The following is a 17747-nucleotide window of genomic DNA, read 5'->3' as shown; positions in this document are numbered from 1 at the left end:
GGAGGTGGGCGGTGAGCCGGCCCGCGTAGTCCACGGAACACCGGGCAATGACGAGACGCATGGTGGGCAACGCTACTCGACGGGCGGCAGCGAACGCGATTCGCCCTGGAAGACCCGTGACGCCCCTTGTTCATTCATGGCCGATTGTGGGCCTATTGGGAGTTCCCTATGTACGCATTCTCCTGGTGCCGCCCCCCTCCGTTGCCTACCGTATAAACGGGAGGTCGCGAGACGTGTACGCAGCGTGTTCGTAATCGCGGACTCCCTTACCTGTCCGGCAACCCCCGCGAGTTGGGGGTGCGAGAGGAGAACCCATGTCGCTCGACGTCTCACCGGCCCTACTCGAAAAGGCCGAGCGAGGCGAGGTCGACGAAGCTGAATTCGTCGACTGCGTCCGGACCTCCCTGCCTTACGCATGGGAGATGATCAGCTCCCTGGTGGCTCAGCTGAAGGTCGACGGCGGTGCGTTCGCCGACAACCAGACGCCGCCGCCGGACGAGCAGGCACGCGGTCAGTTGCTGCGTGCGCTCGCGAGTGACGCGATACGCGGCGCGCTGCAGCGGCACTTCGGTGTACGCCTGGCCTTCCAGAACTGCCACCGGGTGGCGGTGTTCCCGCTGGACGGCGCGGTGGACGAGTCGCTGGCCCGCTTCACCTCCGTGCGCAGCCAACTGCTCAACCAGTCCCCGGAGTTCAGGGACTGCTGACGCAGCGACGGCGCACTTGCTTGCCGCTCCGTACGCGGGAGGTGTTCTGTACGGGGCGGCAAGCTCCCCGCGGATCGTCCAGCGCGGTTCGCTCAGCCGAGGTGAGGGAGCACCTCGGCGCCGAGCCGCCGTACGTTCTCCTCGGTCGCCGCGAGGTCTCCGGACCCCTCGACGAGCAGCGCGAAGCGGGAGATGCCGGTCCGCTCGGAGGTCGCCGCGAGCCGGTCGGCGCACAGCCGCGGGGTGCCCACCGGGTGCAGTCCGCAAAGGAGTTCGGTGTACGCGAGCGGGTCGCGCATCCGGCGCTCGCGGTCGTCCACCGTCACATGGGCGTCGAGCCCCTGCTTCAGCCAGCCCGGCATCGCCTTCACCAGGGCCTCCACGGCGTCCGCGCGCCTGTCCGCGATCTGGCAGACACCGGCCGACACATGGGCCGCACTGTGGACCTCCTCCACGGGCCGCCGGGCCGCCCGCGCCGACTGCCGCCACAGGGCGACCATCTCGGCCTTCTCCTCGTCCCCGACATGCATGCCCAGCAGCATCGGCAGGCCCCGCTCGGCCGCCAGCCGCACGCTCGCGGGCGAGGTGCAGGCGACGACGACCTCGGGGCCCGGCGCGTCCGACAGCGCCTCCGACGGCCTTGGTACGACGGGCACTTCACGGAACGCGAAGCGGTCACCGGTGCCCGCGACCGACGGCTCGCGCAGCCAGCGCATCAGCAGATCGAGTGACTCCGGGAACCCCTGTTCGTACGCGGCGAGACCCGAGCCGAACACCTCCAGGTCGACCCACGGCCCGCCGCGCCCCACGCCCAGCGAGAAGCGCCCGCCGCTCGTCACGTGCAGCAGCGCGGCCTGCTCGCCGAGGGCGACCGGGTGGACCGTGGGCAGCACGCTGACCGCGGTGCCGACGCGGATGCGCCGGGTGCGGCCCAGCAGTAACGCGGCCAGGGTGATCGCGGACGGGCAGGTGCCGTAGGGCACGAAATGGTGCTCGGCCAGCCAGGCCGTGTCGAGACCGGCCTCCTCCGCGATCTCCACCGAGCGGACCGCGCGGTGCAGGGCCTCCCCCTGGCCCTGCCCCGGGAACTGGGCCGCCAACACAAAACTTCCGACGCGCATGGCTCTTCCTGCTTCCTTGGCTCCGACACGGAGCTCCCCCACCGGGCATAACCGTCCGACACGTGCCGAGGACACGGCCTGGCGAAGAGATTTGCGGATTGTCTGCAGAATGCGCGGTCCCGAGGGGGACTTGTACGGGTTGCTGCCCTTCGCGTACCCCTGCGCGCGCCACGTACGCTGGACACAGCCCTTGCCTCCTGTATAGCCCCGTGAGGTGTTCTGTGTCCCCGCGTCGCAACCGACCCAAGGAGTCCGGTTCCCCCGGCCAGAGCGCCGACGACGAGCGCTCGGGCCGCTACGGCGGCTGGCAGTCCACCGAGCACTGGCAGGGCGAGGAGTGGAGCGTGCGCCACGTCGCCGGGGCGAGCGCGCAGGGCAAGACGTACCGCTGCCCCGGCTGCGACCAGCAGATCCCCTCCGGCGTCCCGCACGTCGTGGCCTGGCCGGAGCACGCGGGCGTGGACGACCGCCGCCACTGGCACAAGGCCTGCTGGAACGCGAAGGACCGCCGCACCACACGGGTGCAGCGGTCCAGGAACGCGCCGAGGTTCTAGGCCGGCCTTTCAAAGAGCCGACCTTTTAAAGAGTGGTACTGCTCACACGTCCCGCTTCTCCAGCAGCGCGACGGCGCCCGCGAACGCCACGGCCGTCACCCCCACGATGATCCACAGCGGGTCCCAGCCCGAAGGGCCGGAGTCGGTGAGGGAGTTGGAGTAGAAGACGCTCAGCTGGTTCGGGATCGAGTACTCGAACAGCTTCTGGCGCACGTCCTCCAGCGACTGCGAGAACATGAACAGCGCGACGACCAGCGGGGCGAGTACCGCGCCGATCATGACGGTGATCGCGCCCGCCGAGTGCCGGATGATCGAGCCGATGATCAGCGAGAGCAGCCCGAGCAGCGCGATGTAGAGGGAGACGCCGACGGTCCCCTTGAGCCACTCGGAGGTGGACGGGTCCTTCGCGCCGTTGTTCTCCAGCAGCGAGGCGTCCACGAAGGCGATGAACCCCGAGGCCACCAGGGTGACCACGAAGGCGACCCCGAAGAACACGATCGACTTCGCCGCGAGGACCCGGCCGCGGCTGGGGCACGCGGTCATCGTCGTGCGGATCATGCCGGTGCCGTACTCCGAGGCCGTGGTCAGCACGCCGAGCGTGATGATGCACATGCAGCCGAGCAGCAGCCCGAAGAAGCCGTAGGAGAGCGGGTTCTCGCCGCGCAGCTCCGAGGAGGAGTTGCTGACCACGACGGCGGCGAGCAGGCCGATGCCGACGACGAGGACCACGAACACACCGAGCGTCCAGATCGTCGAACGCACCGACTTGATCTTCGTCCACTCGGAGGCGAGCGCATGCCCGAGATGCGTGCGCACCACCGGGATCGGCGAGGTGTACCCGCCGTACGAAGGACCGGGCGCCGCCTGCCAGTTGGGCGCGGCTGCCGGCGGCATCGGAGTCTGAGGCGTACTCATCGGGCGTCCTCGGGCTTGGTCAGGTCGGGGGTGGGAGTTGGGGTGGAGGTGGCCGAGGGTGCGTCCGCAGTCGGTGCAGGGGCGGTCTGGGGCGGCTGTGCCGGTGTCTGCGGGGGCATGGGTGCCGGAGGTCCGTACGAGCCCGGTACGCCCCCGCCGGGGGCCGCAGGGGCGCCATACGGATTCGGGGCGCCGTACGGATTCGCCGGGGGCTGGCCCATCGCGAACGGCTGGCCGCCCTGCTGCGGTGACGGCGGCGCGTACCAGCCCGGCTGGCCCTGGCCCGGTACCGGCATGGGCGGCTGCGCGCCCGGCGGCAGCTGCTGCATCAGGCCGGCCTTCTGGTCGATCGTCGAGCGGTAGTCGACGGCGCCCTGCGTCATCCGCATGTACGCCTCCTCCAGCGAGGCCTGATGCGGGGACAGCTCCCACAGGCGTACGTCCGTGTCGTGCGCGATGTCGCTGATGCGCGGCAGCGGCAGTCCCGTGACGCGCAGCCCGCCGTCCTGCTCGGGCAGCACGTGGCCGCCCGCCTCGGTCAGCGCGGAGGTCAGCTTCTCGCGCAGCTGGGGCTCGCTGTCGGGGGTGCGCACGCGCGCGAAGTCGGCGGAGTTCGCCGAGATGAAGTCCCGCACGCTCATGTCCGACAGGAGCTGTCCGCGCCCGATCACGATGAGGTGGTCCGCCGTCAGCGCCATCTCGCTCATCAGGTGCGAGGAGACGAAGACGGTACGGCCCTCCGCCGCGAGCGCCTTCATCAGGTTCCGCACCCAGAGGATGCCCTCGGGGTCGAGGCCGTTGACCGGCTCGTCGAAGAGCAGGACCTGCGGGTCGCCGAGGAGCGCGGCGGCGATGCCGAGCCGCTGGCCCATGCCGAGGGAGAAGCCCTTGGAGCGCTTTCGCGCCACGTCCTGGAGGCCCACGACCCCGAGCACCTCGTCCACGCGCCGGGCCGGGATGCCCGAGAGCTGGGCCAGGCTCAGCAGATGGCTGCGGGCGCTCCGGCCGCCGTGCACGGCCTTGGCGTCGAGCAGGGCGCCGACCTGTCTGGGGGCGTTCGGCAGCTTGCGGTAGGGGAAGCCGCCGATCGTCACCTGTCCCGACGTGGGGTTGTCCAGGCCGAGGATCATGCGCATCGTCGTCGACTTGCCCGAGCCGTTGGGCCCGAGGAAACCGGTGACGGCACCGGGCCGCACCTGGAAGGAAAGGTTGTACACGGCGGTCTTGTCGCCGTAGCGCTTGGTCAGGCCGACAGCCTCGATCATGCTCCGCACCCATCGAAAGGATCAGGACAGCAGGGCACACGCCCCCGTAAGGGTTAGGAGGATATCGGGGCGCTGACGGTTCCGCCCAAAGGAAAGTAAAGCCATGGCCCCGGCTACGCGTCCCGGCGCTTCAGGAGGACGTACGCGCCCGCGAGCGCGGCGACCACCCACAGCGCCATGATCCCGAACCCGCCCCACGGTCCGTACGGCGCGGAGTCGTCCACCGGGGTGACCACCTGCATGATCTTGCTGCCGGCCTGGTCGGGCAGGTACTGGCCGATCTTCTTCGTCGCGGAGACGTTGCCGAGGATGTTGGAGATCAGGAAGAAGAACGGCATCAGGATGCCCAGCGACAGCATCGGCGAGCGCAGCATCGAGGCGACGCCCATGGAGAACATCGCGATCAGGGTCATGTAGAGCCCGCCGCCGATCACCGCGCGCAGCACACCGGAGTCGCCGATCTCCGCCTTGTGGGAGCCGAGCATCGCCTGCCCGAGGAAGAACGTGAGGAAGCTGGTCACGAGCCCGACGACGAGACAGAGCCCGGTGGCCACCGCGATCTTGCCGAACAGGAAGGTGCCGCGCTGCGGTACGGCCGCGAGCGAGGTGCGGATCATGCCGGTGCTGTACTCGTTCGACACGACGAGCACCCCGAACACGATCATCGCGAGCTGACCGAGACTCATCCCGGCGAAGCTGATGAACGTCGGATCGAAGGACAGCTTGTCCTCGGCGCTCATGTCGTCGAACTGGCTCTTCGACAGCGCCGAGATGAGCATGCCGAGCCCGATCGTCACCACCACGGCCAGTGAGAGCGTCCACACCGTCGACGCGACGGAACGGATCTTGGTCCACTCCGACCGGATGACCTGGGTCGCCGCCATGTCAGCCCTTCTTCCAGCCATCGCCCCAGCCCTGCTGCTGGGCAGGCGCCACGGGGGGTGGTGATGCGTCGGAATGCGCGTGGTACTCCACCGACTCCGCGGTCAACTGCATGAACGCCTCCTCCAGGGAGGCCTGTTGGGGACTCAGCTCGTGCAGCACGAGCTGGTGCGACGCGGCCAGCTCACCGATCTGCTCGGACCTGCCGCCGTCCACCTCCAGGACCCCGCTGCCGGACTCGACGACGGTGATCCCGGCCTGGTGCAGCACGTCGAGCAGCCGCTCCCGCTGCGGGGTGCGGATCCGGACGTAGGAGCGCGAGTTCTGCTGGATGAAGTCGGCCATGGAGGTGTCCGCGAGGAGCCGGCCCTGGCCGATGACGACGAGGTGGTCGGCCGTCAGCGCCATCTCGCTCATCAGGTGCGAGGAGACGAAGACCGTACGGCCCTGCCCGGCAAGGGACTTCATCAGGTTGCGGATCCAGTGGATGCCCTCGGGGTCGAGCCCGTTGACCGGCTCGTCGAACATCAGGATGCGGGGATCACCGAGCAGCGCGCCCGCGATACCGAGCCGCTGTCCCATGCCCAGTGAGAACCCCTTGGCCTTCTTCTTCGCGACGGTCGTGAGACCGACGGTGTCCAGCACCTCGTGGACGCGGGCCGTCGAGATGCCGTTGCTCTGCGCGAGACACAGCAGATGGTTGAAGGCGCTGCGCCCGCCGTGCATGGCCTTGGCGTCGAGGAGGGCGCCGATGTACTTCAGCGGGTCCTTGAGCTGGTCGTAGTGCTGGCCGTCGATGCGCACGTCACCGGCGGTCGGCCGGTCGAGCCCGAGCATCATGCGCATGGTCGTCGACTTGCCGGCGCCGTTCGGGCCGAGGAAGCCCGTGACGATGCCGGGTCTGACGGCGAAGGTGAGGTTGTTGACCGCCACCTTCTCGCCGTACCGCTTGGTCAGCCCCTCGAGCTCGATCATGCGGCCACGCTAAGACGGGCGTTCGGCGGATGCCACCCGAACGGGCAAACAGAGTCCGACTAGGCAGGCAACAACGGTGAACGCCGTCGCCCACGCGAACGCGTGCGGGAACGCCGTGCCGCCGTGCCCGTGCGCGAGGACCGTCGCCAGTACGGCCGTGCCGACGGACCCGCCGAGCTGCTGGACGATCCGGACGGTGGTGCTCGCGTGCGGGATGCGGGCGCGGTCGAGACCCTGATACGCGCCCACCATGACCGCCATGTTGGCCGCGCTCACCCCGAGGCCGCGCACGACCAGGGCGACGAGGAGCAGCGCGGCGCCGGGACGCTGGAGAAGGAAGGGGAGGGTGCCCAGCGCGCACAGCAGCATGCCCGCCACGGTGACCGGGCGCGGCCCGAGCCGGTCGGTCAGCGGGCCGGTGACGCGGGCCAGCAGACTGCCCAGGCCCTGCGGCGCCAGCAGCAGCCCGGCCGCGATCACGCCCTCGCCGCGCGCCTGTTGGTAGTAGAGGGGGAGCAGGAACATCCCGCCGAACAGGGCGAGCCCGTTGAGGAACGTCAGGATCGAGGAGACGGCGAACGCGCGGTCCTTGAACAGGCGCAGATCCACGAGGGGTTCGCGGGTGCGCAGCGCGTGGCGGGCGAACAGGGCTATGAGTACGGCGCCCACCGGGATCGCCGTCGCGCGGGCGACGCCGGTCTCGGACAGGCCGTAGACCACGGTGGCGAGGCCGGGGGAGAGGAGCAGGAGGCCGGTCAGGTCCAGGTGGTGGCCGGGGCGCGGGGTGTCCTTCGGGACGCCGCGCCAGGCCAGGGCGAGGGCCAGCAGGCAGACGGGCAGGTTGACGTAGAAGATCCAGCGCCAGCTGAGGTGGCCGACGATCAGGCCGCCGACGACCGGGCCGAGGATCGGTACGACCATGGCGGGCAGGGTGATCGCCGCCATCAGGCGGCCGAGGCTGCGGCCGCCGGCGGCGCGCATGACCAGGGTCTGCATGACGGGCAGCAGCAGTCCGCCGCCGATGCCCTGCACGACCCGGAAGGCGATCAGCGAGCCGATGTTCCAGGCGAGCCCGCAGAGCAGGGACCCGGTGAGGAAGAGGGTCAGCGCGCCGCGCCAGACGCTGCGGGAGTCGAAGCGTTCGACGGCCCAGCCGGAGACCGGGACGACCGTGGCGAGGGCGAGGAGATACGCGGTGCTGACCCATTGCAGGCTCGTCGTCGACGCGTTCAGGTCGTGGCCCAGGGTGTGCAGGGCGATGGAGACGATCGTGCTGTCGAGCAGTGGGGCGAGGGCGCCCAGGACGAGAATGCCGGCGAGCTTGCGGACGGCGGGGTCGAGGCGGGTGGTGGTGGTCGACACGGTTCCCCCTTTGGAGACGGTGCGTCTCTTAACCGCACGATAAGCTGGACGAGATAGGAGACGCAAGGTCTCTTAAGGGAGGTGTGCCGGTGCCCGGTGACAGCACACGACGGCGGGGCGCGGCCCTGGAGGCCGACATCCTGGACGCCGTGTGGGACGAGCTCGCCGACGTCGGCTACGCCCGCCTCACCATGGAGGGCGTCGCGGCCCGCGCCCGCACCGGCAAGCAGGTCCTCTACCGCCGCTGGCCCAACCGCGCCGAACTCGTCAAGGCCGCCCTGCCGCACCGCACCGGCTTCATCGTCGACCAGGTGCCGGACACCGGGGAGTTGCGCGAGGACCTGCTCACCCTGCTGCGGTTGATGGCCGAACGGCAGCGGGAGATCGGCCCGGACGTCATCCGGGGCCTGCTCGCGGAGGCGACCGACCTGGACCCGAAGGTCTTCGGGATCATGCACGACATCCTGCTGACGCTGCTTCGGCGTGCCGTGAAGCGGGGTGAGATCCCCACCGCCGACCTCCCCCGGCGGGCCGTCACCGTCCCCGCGGACCTGCTGCGTTACGAGATGGTCCTCTCCCGCGACCCGGTCGCCGACGCCACCCTCGTCGGGATCGTCGACGACGTGTACCTGCCCCTGCTGGCCGGACACGGCTGAGGCCCGCACCCCCTGAGGGAATGCGGGCCTCGGCTTTACGACAGGTGCTTACCGGGACTGCTGAGCCGGAACTCCACGAGAGATCGGCTCGTCCTCGACCGGCGAGCTCGCGGCGGCCACCGCGGCGCCGGTGAGCGTGGCGAGCATCTCGCGCACGTTCGTCAGCTGCGCGTTGATGCTGTCGCGACGGTTCGTCAGGGCGGCCAGCTCGCGCTCGGATTCCGAACGGATGCGGTCGGCCTTGGCGTTCGCGTCGGCCACGATGTCCTCGGCCTGGCGCTGAGCCGTCTCCACCGTCTGACGGGCGCGACGCTCCGCGTCCGTACGCAGCTTCTCGGCCTCAAGGCGAAGCTGCTCCGCGCGGTGCTCGATCTCCGCGAGGCGCTTCTCGGCCTTCTGCTGACGCGACGCCAGGTCGCGCTCGGACTGCTCGCGGCGCTTGGCGAGGTTCGTCTCGAAGTCGGCGGCGGCCTGCGCGGCCTTGGCGCGGGTCTCCTCGAAGAGGGCGTCGGCCTCCTCGCGCTTCTGCTGCGCGTCCTTCTGAGCCTCGCCACGCAGCTGGGCGGAGTCGCTCTTGGCCTTCTCGACGATCCGGACGCCCTCGTCCTCGGCCTTGGACTTGCGCTCCGCAGCGAACGATTCTGCGTCATTGCGGACCTGCTGAGCAGCGGACTCCGCGAGTTCGCGGTGCTGCTCGGCCGCGCGCCGGGCCTCCTCGCGCAGGTCCTTGGCCTCTTCCTCGGCGAGGCGGAGGATCTTCTCGACCCGCGCGCCGAGCCCGGCGTACGACGGCTCCGCGTCGCTTACCTGGGCCGCGGCGTTCTGCGTTTCGAGGTGGAGCTCCTCGATGCGCTTTTCGAGAGCAGTGATACGGGCCAGAGCGCTGTCACGGTCGGAGACGAGCTTCGAGATGCGTTCGTCCACCTGAGCGCGGTCGTACCCACGCCGCACAAGCTCGAAGCCGTAGGGGGAAGTGTCGCTCATGGGGTTCCTGTCGAATGAGACCGGTGAGGTGATAGGGGGAATCCTAGGGGCCGAAGCGGTGTGTCATCGAGCGGATACGTGTTTGATCTGGAGAATGACACCTCTTTTGAGTGGCTAACCGTCCGACCGCTTGCCAAAGACCGGGTCAAAGGCCCCAGAACACCCCTAACCTCACAGGGTCTTCTTAACCTTCAACAGACTTGCCACCCGAACGAGTTGCGCCCGCCGTGGCTCCCGCCTTGACCCCGCCGTCCTTGGCCGCTGTCGGGGCCTCGAAAGACTCCAACGCCTCCAGGACGTCCTGGACACGGGAGATCTCGGCGTTGATGTCCTCGCGGCGGCGGACGAGCACCTCCAGATCGCGCTTGCCCTCCTCGACCGTGCGGCGGGCCTCGCGGATCGCCTCCGCCTTCAGCTCCTCGGCCTCGCGGATGAGCGTGGACTTCTTCTGCTCGGCCTCCTTGAGGAGACCCTCGGCCTTCTTCACGGCGGCGATACGGACCTTGCCCGCCTCGGAGTTGGCCTCCGAGACCAGCTCCTTGGCCTTCATCTGCGCCTTGCCGAGCTGCTCCTCGGCCGCCTTGATGAGCGCGTCGCAGCGGTCGCCGGCCGACTTCATCGTCTCGGCGGACTCACGGCGGGCCCGCTCGTGCAGGTTCTCGATCTCGGTGGTGATGCGGTCGCGCAGCTCCTCGGACCGCTCCCTTATGGCGGTGGCGTCCCGGCGCGCGCCGACGAGCAGCTCGTCCGCGTCCGTACGGGCCTGCTCCACCCGGGAGTTGCCCTCGATCGTGCCCTCGGACACCAGCCGGTCGGCCTCGCTGCGGGCCGCGCCGACCATCGAGTCGGCCTGCGCCTCGGCGTCCGCCGTCGTCTTCTGCGCCTGCTGCTGGGCCTCGCTGAGCAGCTTGTCGGCCTCGGCCGCGGTCTCCGTGATGAGGGTGTCGACCTGCTCGGCCGCCTCGGAGCGCCGTTTGTTGGCCTCCTTGCGGGCCTCGTCCAGCGTCCGCTCGGACTCCTCGCGCGCCGCCGAGGTGACCCGCTCCGCCTCCGCCTCCGCGTCCGCCTTGAGACGGTTGGACTCGTTGCGGATCCGCTCGGCGTGCTGCTGCGCGGAACCCACCGTGTCGGCGGCCTCGGCACGCAGCCGCTCCGCGTCCCCGGTCGCGTCCGCGATGAGTTTCCCGGCCTTGGCCACGGCCTCCGAGCGCACCCGCTCGGCCTCGTTGATCGTCTCCGTCTGGAGCCGCTCCGCCTCCGCCGTCACCTCGGTGATGAGGGTGTCGGCCTGCGTCGCCGCGTCCGAACGGATCCGGTTGGCGTCCTCGCGGGCGTCCGCCCGGGCCCGCGCCGCGTCCTGGTCGGCCTGCGCGATCGTGTCCGACGCCTGGGTGCGCACCTGCTGGGCGTGCTCGGCGGCCTCCGACCGCAGCCGCTCCGACTCCGCGATGGCGTCCGAAACGGTGCGCTCCGCAAGGGCCTTGGCGGCGTCCGTCTCCTCGGCCGCCCGGCGCCGGACGCGGTTGGCGTCCTCGGTGGCCCGCTCCCGCTCGCTGTAGGCGTCGGCGCGGACCCGGTCCGCCTCCTCCTGCGCCTCGCGCCGGGTGCGGTCCGCCACGTGCTCGGCGGCCGACCTGATCCCGGCGATCTCCTCCTGGGCCTGCTCGTGCAGCCCGGCGACGGACTCCCGTACCTGCTGCGCGTGCTGCTCGGCGCCCGACACCATCTCGGTGGCGCGCCGGTCGGCCTCCTCGACCAGCCGTACGGCCTCGGACTGCGCCTCCTCGACGCGGTTGCGCGCCGAGGCCAGCAGCTCCTCGCTCTGCTCGCGGGCCTGCTCGCGCTCCTGCCCGGCCTCCTCACGGGCCGACCCGAGCAGCTCCTCGGCCTCACGACGACGCCGTACGGCCTCCTCCTGGGCGGCGGCCAGCGTCTCCGACGCCTCCGTGGCCAGTCGCTCGGCGGCGGCCTGGGCCTCCGCGCGGACGCGGTCGGCGGTGTCCTGCGCCTCGGTCTTGAGCCGCTCGGCCTCGGCGGACGCCTCGGACCGCAGGCGTACGGCGATGGCCTCGCCCTCGGCGCGCGAGGCGGACGCGTCGGCGGCGGCCTCGTTGCGCAGCCGGTCGGCCTCCGCCTCGGCCTGCGCCTGGAGGGAGCGGATGCGGTCGGCGGCCTCGCCGCGCAGTCGCTCGGTCTCCTCGGCGGCCTCGCGGCGGATCCGCTCGGCCTCCTCGCGGGCGTCGGTGAGCGCCTGCTCGGCAGCGGCGAGCCGCTCCTCGGTCTCCGTGTGCAGCCGCGTCAGGCCCTCGGCGGCCTCCTCGCGGCGCGCCTCTATGGCCCGCTCGGTCTCGTCGCGCAGGTCGCGCGCCGCCTGTTCGGCGTCGGCCTTGATGCCCTCGGACTGCTCGATGACCTCCGAGCGGTGCCGCTCGGCTTCCTTGCGGGTGCGGTCGAGGGTCTCCTCGGCCTGCCGGCGCAGCGTGGTGGCGCGCTCGATGGCCTCGGTGCGGACCTTCTCGCTGTCCGTGGTGGCGGTCTGGCGCAGCTCGTCGGCGTCCGCGCGGGCCTTCGACAGCAGCTCCTCGGCGGTCTTGGCCGCCTCCTCGATCTGCTGGACGGCCTCGCGGCGGGCCTCGGCGCGGATGCGCTCGCCCTCGCCGACCGCGTCGGCGCGCAGCTGCTCGGCCTCGCCGCGCAGCCGGCGCGCCTCCTCCTGAAGCTCGACCGTCTTGGCCCGGTACTCCTTGGTGTCGTCCTTCGCCGCGCCCTTGAGCCCCTCGGCGATGTCGTGCGCCTGGGCGCGCAGCCGGTCGGCCTCGGCCTCCGCCTCGGAGCGGATCCGCTCGGCCTCCTCGGTGGCGGCCTTCGTGGTGTTCTTGGCCTCCTCGGACGCCTTGTCGAGGACGTCCTCGGCGGTACGGGCGGCCTTCGCGAGCTGGGAGGCGGTCTCCTCGGCGGTGAGGCTGCGCGCGTTCTCCTCGGCCTCCGCGACGATCTTGTCGGCCTTGGCCTGGGCGTCGGCGACGATCTGCTCGGCGTCCGACTTGGTGGTCTCGGCCTCCTTGGTGGCCTCCGTGACCAGCCGGGCGACCTGCTCCTTCGCCGTCCGCGTGCGCTGCTCGTTGGCGGACTCGGCGCTGGAGAGGGCCTTGGCGGCGGCCTCCTTGGCCTCGGAGAGGACCTTCTCCGCCTCCAGGCGCGCTTCACGCAGTGAGGTTTCGGCCTCGGCCATGCGGGTCTCGGCGGCCCGGCTCAGCTCGGTGGCCTGACGGCGGGCGCTGTCCGACTCGTTGACCGTGGAGCTGCGCAGCTGCTCGGCGTGGTCGGTGGCCTCCTGGGCCTGCGAGGAAGCCGCGTTCAGCAGCCGCTCGGCGTCCGTGCGGGCGCGGCGCAGGAGTTGCTCGGCCTCCGCGCGGGCCGCCTCGGCGTCCATCTCCAGCCGCTGGCGGGCCTCGGTGGCGACCCGCTCGGCCTCGGCGCGGGCGGCGGCCAGGGCCTGCTCGGCCTCGGTCCGCGACTCCTCGACGAGACGGCGGGCCTGCGACTCGGAGCGGGCGCGCAGGTTCTCGGCCCACGCCACGTTCTCGTTGACGTGCGACTCGACGGTCTGCCGGCGCTCCGCCAGCTCCTGGTCGAGCTGCTGGCGCCGGGTCACGGCCTCCGTGTGCAGCTCCGCCTGGAGGCGCGCGGCCTGCTCGGCGTGCTCCTGGAGGATGCGCTGGGTCTGCGCGCGGGCCTGGCTCAGCTCGCGCTCGGCGTCCTGCCGCAACTGGTCGGCCTGGACCTGGGCATTACGAAGCATCTGCTCGGCCTGATAGCCGATGTCACCGCCGTCGTAAGCCGGTCGGGACATGAGGGTGCGGCGCGCCTCGTGCAGCTTGGCGCGCAGCACCTCGACCTGGTAGCCGAGGTCCTCGGCATGCTGGATCGCCTTTTCCCGCTCGGTCTTCAGCCGCTCCATCTCGGCCTCGAACCGAGAGAGGTGGTCGACGTCAGCCGCCGGCTCTCGCTCCTGGCGTTCGTAGCCCCGCACTGCGCGGTCCCATCCGTCCCCTGGTCGCGGTTTACTCCAACGAGCACCGTCCATCCATCGAACGGTGCTCCCGGGGAATGGTGTCAGATCAACGACGGAGCATGGGCTGCTGCCCGACGCTCGCCCCCCGAAACCCGGACCCCGGCATGCCGTTGCCCTGGTTGCGAGCGACGACCGACCCCAACCCTACCGGCCCTTTTGTACGGGGGTCAGTGCTCAGGTGACTCAACAGGCGCCGAAGTGACCAGTTCTGTCAGTACGCCATGGCAATCCTTTGGGTGCAGGAACGTGATCCGTGACCCCATGGAACCGCGCCGGGGCTCCTTGTACAGAACGCGTACGCCCTTCCCGCGGATGTCCTCGGAGTCCGTGTCGACGTCCGCCGTACCGAAGGCGATGTGGTGGACCCCCTCCCCGTTCTTCGCCAGCCACTTTCCTACGGCGGAGTCCTCGCGGGTGGGTTCGAGGAGCTGGAGGTAGGAGGCGCCGCCGTCGTCCGTGTTGTTGATCTTCAACATGGCCTCGCGTACGCCCTGTTCCTCGTTGACCTCGGAGTGGAACACCTCGAAGCCGTACGTGGCCCGGTAGAACTCGACAGTCGTGTCGAGGTCGAAGCAGGCGATCCCGATGTGGTCGATTCGCGTCAGCATGTATGTAGTGCAGCGCTAGCGCGATGGTTACGCAACGTGCGCGCGATCACACCGACGGCCCGATGACGGGGTGGTCTACCGCTCAGTACATTTCAAGTAAACCCTCGTTCACTCCTCAGCTGAAAAACGCTGGAAGGGGATCGCACCTCATGTCTGGAACGAACAGCACGACCTCGGTGATCGTCGCGGGCGCCCGGACGCCCATGGGACGGTTGCTGGGCTCCCTGAAGTCCTTCTCCGGAGCCGATCTCGGCGGCTTCGCGATCAAGGCCGCCCTCGACCGTGCGGGTATCGGTGGCGACCAGGTGCAGTACGTGATCATGGGCCAGGTGCTCCAGGCCGGGGCAGGGCAGATCCCGGCACGCCAGGCCGCCGTCAAGGCGGGCATCCCCATGAGCGTCCCCGCGCTGACCATCAACAAGGTGTGCCTCTCGGGCCTCGACGCCATCGCGCTCGCCGACCAGCTCATCCGTGCAGGTGAGTTCGACGTGATCGTCGCGGGCGGCCAGGAGTCCATGACCAACGCCCCCCACCTGCTCCCCAAGTCCCGCGAGGGATACAAGTACGGCGCGATCGAGATGCTCGACGCGATGGCCTACGACGGCCTGACCGACGCCTTCGAGAACATCGCGATGGGCGAGTCCACGGAGAAGCACAACACGCGGCTGGGCATCGCCCGCCCCGAGCAGGACGAGATCGCCGCGCTCTCCCACCAGCGGGCCGCCGCCGCCCAGCAGAACGGCGTCTTCGAGGCCGAGATCACCCCCATCGAGATCCCGCAGCGCAAGGGCGAGGCCGTCGTCTTCAGCAAGGACGAGGGCATCCGCGCGGAGACCACGGCCGAGTCGCTCGGCAAGCTGCGCCCGGCGTTCACCAAGGACGGCACGATCACCGCGGGCACCGCCTCGCAGATCTCGGACGGCGCCGCGGCCGTGGTCGTGATGAGCAAGACCAAGGCGCAGGAGCTGGGCCTGGAGTGGATCGCCGAGATCGGCGCCCACGGAAATGTGGCGGGACCCGACAACTCCCTCCAGTCGCAGCCCTCCAACGCGATCCTGCACGCCCTGAAGAAGGAGGGCCTGGAGGTCGAGAGCCTGGACCTGATCGAGATCAACGAGGCCTTCGCCGCCGTGGCGGTGCAGTCAATGAAGGACCTCGGGGTGTCCACGGAAAAGGTGAACGTCAACGGCGGGGCCATCGCCCTGGGCCACCCCATCGGCATGTCCGGCGCCCGACTCGTCCTTCACCTGGCCCTGGAGCTCAAGCGGCGCGGCGGCGGGGTCGGCGCGGCGGCACTGTGCGGCGGCGGCGGTCAGGGTGACGCGCTCATCGTGCGGGTACCCAAGGCCTGAGCATGTCGTACGGATATCCCGGATATCTCTAGGAACGGAGCCGTGATGCAGGACGTCGCCTCGCTGGTGGCCCAGGCCAGGGAAGGCCGGCCCAGGGCCGTGGCCCGGCTGATCTCCCTGGTGGAGGGGGCGTCCCCCCAGCTCAGGGAGGTCATGGCGGCGCTCGCACCGCTGACCGGCGGGGCCTACGTCGTGGGTCTCACCGGATCGCCGGGTGTGGGCAAGTCGACCTCGACGTCCGCGCTGGTCACGGCGTACCGCAAGCAGGGCAGGCGGGTCGGCGTCCTGGCCGTCGACCCGTCCTCGCCGTTCTCGGGCGGCGCCCTGCTCGGCGACCGCGTCCGCATGTCGGACCACTCCTCCGACCCCGGCGTCTACATCCGCTCGATGGCCACCCGCGGCCACCTCGGCGGCCTCGCCTGGTCCGCCCCGCAGGCCATCCGCGTCCTCGACGCGGCGGGCTGCGACGTGATCCTGGTCGAGACGGTCGGGGTCGGCCAGTCGGAGGTGGAGATCGCCTCCCAGGCGGACACTTCTGTCGTGCTCCTGGCCCCGGGGATGGGCGACGGCATCCAGGCGGCGAAGGCCGGGATCCTGGAGATCGGCGACGTCTACGTCGTCAACAAGGCCGACCGCGACGGCGCCGACGCCACCGCCCGCGAGCTGAACCACATGCTCGGCCTCGGCGAGGCCCGCGGCCCCGGCGACTGGCGCCCCCCGATCGTCAAGACGGTCGCCTCCCGCTCCGAGGGCATCGACGAGGTCGTGGAGGCCCTGGAGAAGCACCGGGCGTGGATGGAGGAGCACGGCGTCCTCGCGGAACGCCGCGCGGCCCGGGCGGCCCGCGAGGTCGAGACGATCGCGGTCACCGCTCTGCGGGCCCGCATCGGTGACCTGCACGGGGATCGACGGGTCGGGGCTCTCGCCGAGCGGGTCGTGGCGGGCGAGCTGGATCCGTACCGGGCGGCGGACGAGCTCATCGCGGGCATCACGGAAGGTTGATCGCGGGCATCACCGGGGGCTAACCCGATGGTCAACGGCCGTGTCCCGTTGGTACGTTGACCGCATGTTCCTCCTCTTGGCATAGGGCCCGCCTCGGCCCGCGCACGGCAGCGACCACATCGGATCGCATTGCGTTGCATCGCATCGCCGTCGCGCGGCCCACAGGCGTCCCCTTTCCCTGCCTCCAGTTGAGGAACTTCTCGCATGTCCGCGCCTTCTTCCACGCCGACTTCGGCGTGCCCTTCGTATGCCGCCGTGCTCCAAGTCCCGTACGCCCGCCGCACGTTCGCCGCAGCCCTCGTCGGCCGCCTCTCGTACGGCATGGTCTCGCCGGCGGTCCTGCTCGCGGTCGTCCGCGCCACCGGCTCCTACGCCGCCGCCGGCACGGTCATGGCCGTCTTCGGCACCGCGACCGTCCTCCTGCTACCCCTGCGCGCGGCCCTGGTGGACCGCCACGGACCCCGCCGCGCCCTCCTCCCCATGGCGATGCTCTACGGCGGTCTCCTGTGCGTCCTCGCGGCGGTGACGTGGCGTCCCGGAACGCCGGTTGTGGTGCTCGGCGCGGTGGCCGCGCTCACCGGCATGTGCGCGCCCCCGCTTGGACCCACGATGCGCTCCGTGTGGGCCGAACTCGTCGGTGACCGTGGGCTGTTGCAGCGCGCGTACAGCCTCGACGGCGTCGCGGAGGAACTCCTGTACGTCGTCGGCCCGTTGGCGGTCGGCGGGGTGCTCGGCTTCGCTCCACCGGCTGCCGGGGTCCTGCTCAGCGCGGCCCTGATCGTGACCGGGACGTTCGCGTTCGTCATGTCACCGGCGCTGGCCGGTGTGCGCGTATCGGCGGGCGCCGGGCGGGGGTTGGGGCTCACCAGGGTTCGCGGGCTGCTCGGTCCGGTTGTCGTGGCCGGGGGGATGGGGCTCGCGTTGAGTGCGGTCTACCTGTTGGTGATGGCCTTCGTGGAGCAGTGGGGGTACGGCGAGGATGTCGTGCCCTGGGTGCTGGCGGCGTTGTCGGCGGGGAGCGCGGTGGGTGGGTTGTTGAACGGGGCGATCAACTGGCGTGTGGTCGCGCGGGTTCGGTTGTCCGGGGCCGCGTTGGGGCTCGGGGTGGCGTTGGCCGCGGCGGGGTTCGCCTCGGGAGTGTGGTCACTCACCGTGGCGGTGGGGTGTGCGGGGTTCTTTGTGGCGCCGGCGTTGACCACGGCGTATCTGCTCGCCGACGAGGTGGCTTCGCCGGAGGCGCGGACGCAGGCGGGGGCGTGGGTCAACATGGCGGTGAACGCGGGGAGTTC

General features: G+C 70.7%; 15 protein-coding genes. 6 read left to right on the top strand and 9 right to left on the bottom strand.

Annotated features, from left to right (window positions below):
* Positions 1–314 precede the first annotated feature (314 nt).
* On the top strand, positions 315–707 hold the full coding sequence (locus tag ACNFOC_RS34340) for an SCO5389 family protein (RefSeq protein ID WP_416962947.1): 393 nt from the start codon (positions 315–317) through the stop codon (positions 705–707).
* Positions 708–799: 92 nt separating this feature from the next.
* Here the strand turns inward: ACNFOC_RS34340 and ACNFOC_RS34335 are convergent, their stop codons facing one another.
* Positions 800–1828 (bottom strand): LLM class flavin-dependent oxidoreductase, encoded by a 1029-nt coding sequence (locus ACNFOC_RS34335; RefSeq protein ID WP_416962946.1) that lies wholly within the window; start codon positions 1826–1828, stop codon positions 800–802.
* 221 nt (positions 1829–2049) lie between these two features.
* Here ACNFOC_RS34335 and ACNFOC_RS34330 point away from each other — a divergent pair, with 221 nt between their 5' ends.
* Complete coding sequence (locus ACNFOC_RS34330; RefSeq protein ID WP_416962945.1) at positions 2050–2382, top strand: Rv1322 family protein; 333 nt, start codon at positions 2050–2052, stop codon at positions 2380–2382.
* Positions 2383–2424: 42 nt separating this feature from the next.
* On the opposite strand, the gene ACNFOC_RS34325 is transcribed toward ACNFOC_RS34330, so the two are convergent.
* From ACNFOC_RS34325 to ACNFOC_RS34305, 5 genes are all read right to left on the bottom strand, one after another.
* On the bottom strand, positions 2425–3297 hold the full coding sequence (locus ACNFOC_RS34325) for an ABC transporter permease (protein ID WP_416962944.1): 873 nt from the start codon (positions 3295–3297) through the stop codon (positions 2425–2427).
* A complete protein-coding gene (locus ACNFOC_RS34320) occupies positions 3294–4562 on the bottom strand; it encodes an ABC transporter ATP-binding protein (protein WP_416962943.1) in 1269 nt (422 codons plus the stop codon). Before ACNFOC_RS34320 ends, ACNFOC_RS34325 begins: the two co-directional genes overlap by 4 nt.
* Before the next feature lie 113 nt (positions 4563–4675).
* On the bottom strand, positions 4676–5446 hold the full coding sequence (locus tag ACNFOC_RS34315) for an ABC transporter permease (RefSeq protein WP_416962942.1): 771 nt from the start codon (positions 5444–5446) through the stop codon (positions 4676–4678).
* 1 nt (position 5447) lies between these two features.
* Complete coding sequence (locus ACNFOC_RS34310; RefSeq protein WP_416962941.1) at positions 5448–6419, bottom strand: ABC transporter ATP-binding protein; 972 nt, start codon at positions 6417–6419, stop codon at positions 5448–5450.
* Positions 6420–6428: 9 nt separating this feature from the next.
* Positions 6429–7781, bottom strand: a complete 1353-nt coding sequence (locus ACNFOC_RS34305; RefSeq protein WP_416962940.1) for an MDR family MFS transporter — start codon at positions 7779–7781, stop codon at positions 6429–6431.
* Positions 7782–7870: 89 nt separating this feature from the next.
* Between ACNFOC_RS34305 and ACNFOC_RS34300 the strand changes: the two genes are divergently transcribed.
* Positions 7871–8437 (top strand): TetR/AcrR family transcriptional regulator, encoded by a 567-nt coding sequence (locus ACNFOC_RS34300; RefSeq protein WP_416962939.1) that lies wholly within the window; start codon positions 7871–7873, stop codon positions 8435–8437.
* Between the two features lie 48 nt (positions 8438–8485).
* Here the strand turns inward: ACNFOC_RS34300 and ACNFOC_RS34295 are convergent, their stop codons facing one another.
* From ACNFOC_RS34295 to mce, 3 genes are all read right to left on the bottom strand, one after another.
* Positions 8486–9421: a coiled-coil domain-containing protein gene (locus ACNFOC_RS34295; RefSeq protein ID WP_033285426.1), complete on the bottom strand. Its 936-nt coding sequence runs from the start codon at positions 9419–9421 to the stop codon at positions 8486–8488.
* Positions 9422–9605: 184 nt separating this feature from the next.
* A complete protein-coding gene (gene scy, locus ACNFOC_RS34290) occupies positions 9606–13454 on the bottom strand; it encodes a polarized growth protein Scy (RefSeq protein ID WP_416962938.1) in 3849 nt (1282 codons plus the stop codon).
* A 209-nt stretch (positions 13455–13663) separates the two neighbouring features.
* Positions 13664–14104: a methylmalonyl-CoA epimerase gene (gene mce / locus ACNFOC_RS34285; RefSeq protein ID WP_416962937.1), complete on the bottom strand. Its 441-nt coding sequence runs from the start codon at positions 14102–14104 to the stop codon at positions 13664–13666.
* A gap of 149 nt (positions 14105–14253) precedes the next feature.
* Here mce and ACNFOC_RS34280 point away from each other — a divergent pair, with 149 nt between their 5' ends.
* The 3 genes from ACNFOC_RS34280 to ACNFOC_RS34270 form a co-directional block, all read left to right on the top strand.
* Positions 14254–15456 (top strand): acetyl-CoA C-acetyltransferase, encoded by a 1203-nt coding sequence (locus tag ACNFOC_RS34280; RefSeq protein WP_416962936.1) that lies wholly within the window; start codon positions 14254–14256, stop codon positions 15454–15456.
* Positions 15457–15501: 45 nt separating this feature from the next.
* Entirely contained in the window at positions 15502–16458 is a 957-nt protein-coding gene (meaB, locus tag ACNFOC_RS34275; protein WP_416962935.1) for a methylmalonyl Co-A mutase-associated GTPase MeaB, read from the top strand.
* Positions 16459–16662: 204 nt separating this feature from the next.
* Positions 16663–17747 (top strand): MFS transporter (locus tag ACNFOC_RS34270; RefSeq protein ID WP_416962934.1); only part of this gene is annotated, 1085 nt, incomplete at its 3' end.

Source organism: Streptomyces colwelliae (assembly GCF_048158785.1).
GTDB lineage: Bacteria > Actinomycetota > Actinomycetes > Streptomycetales > Streptomycetaceae > Streptomyces.
This window is presented reverse-complemented; position numbering and strand designations above follow the sequence as displayed.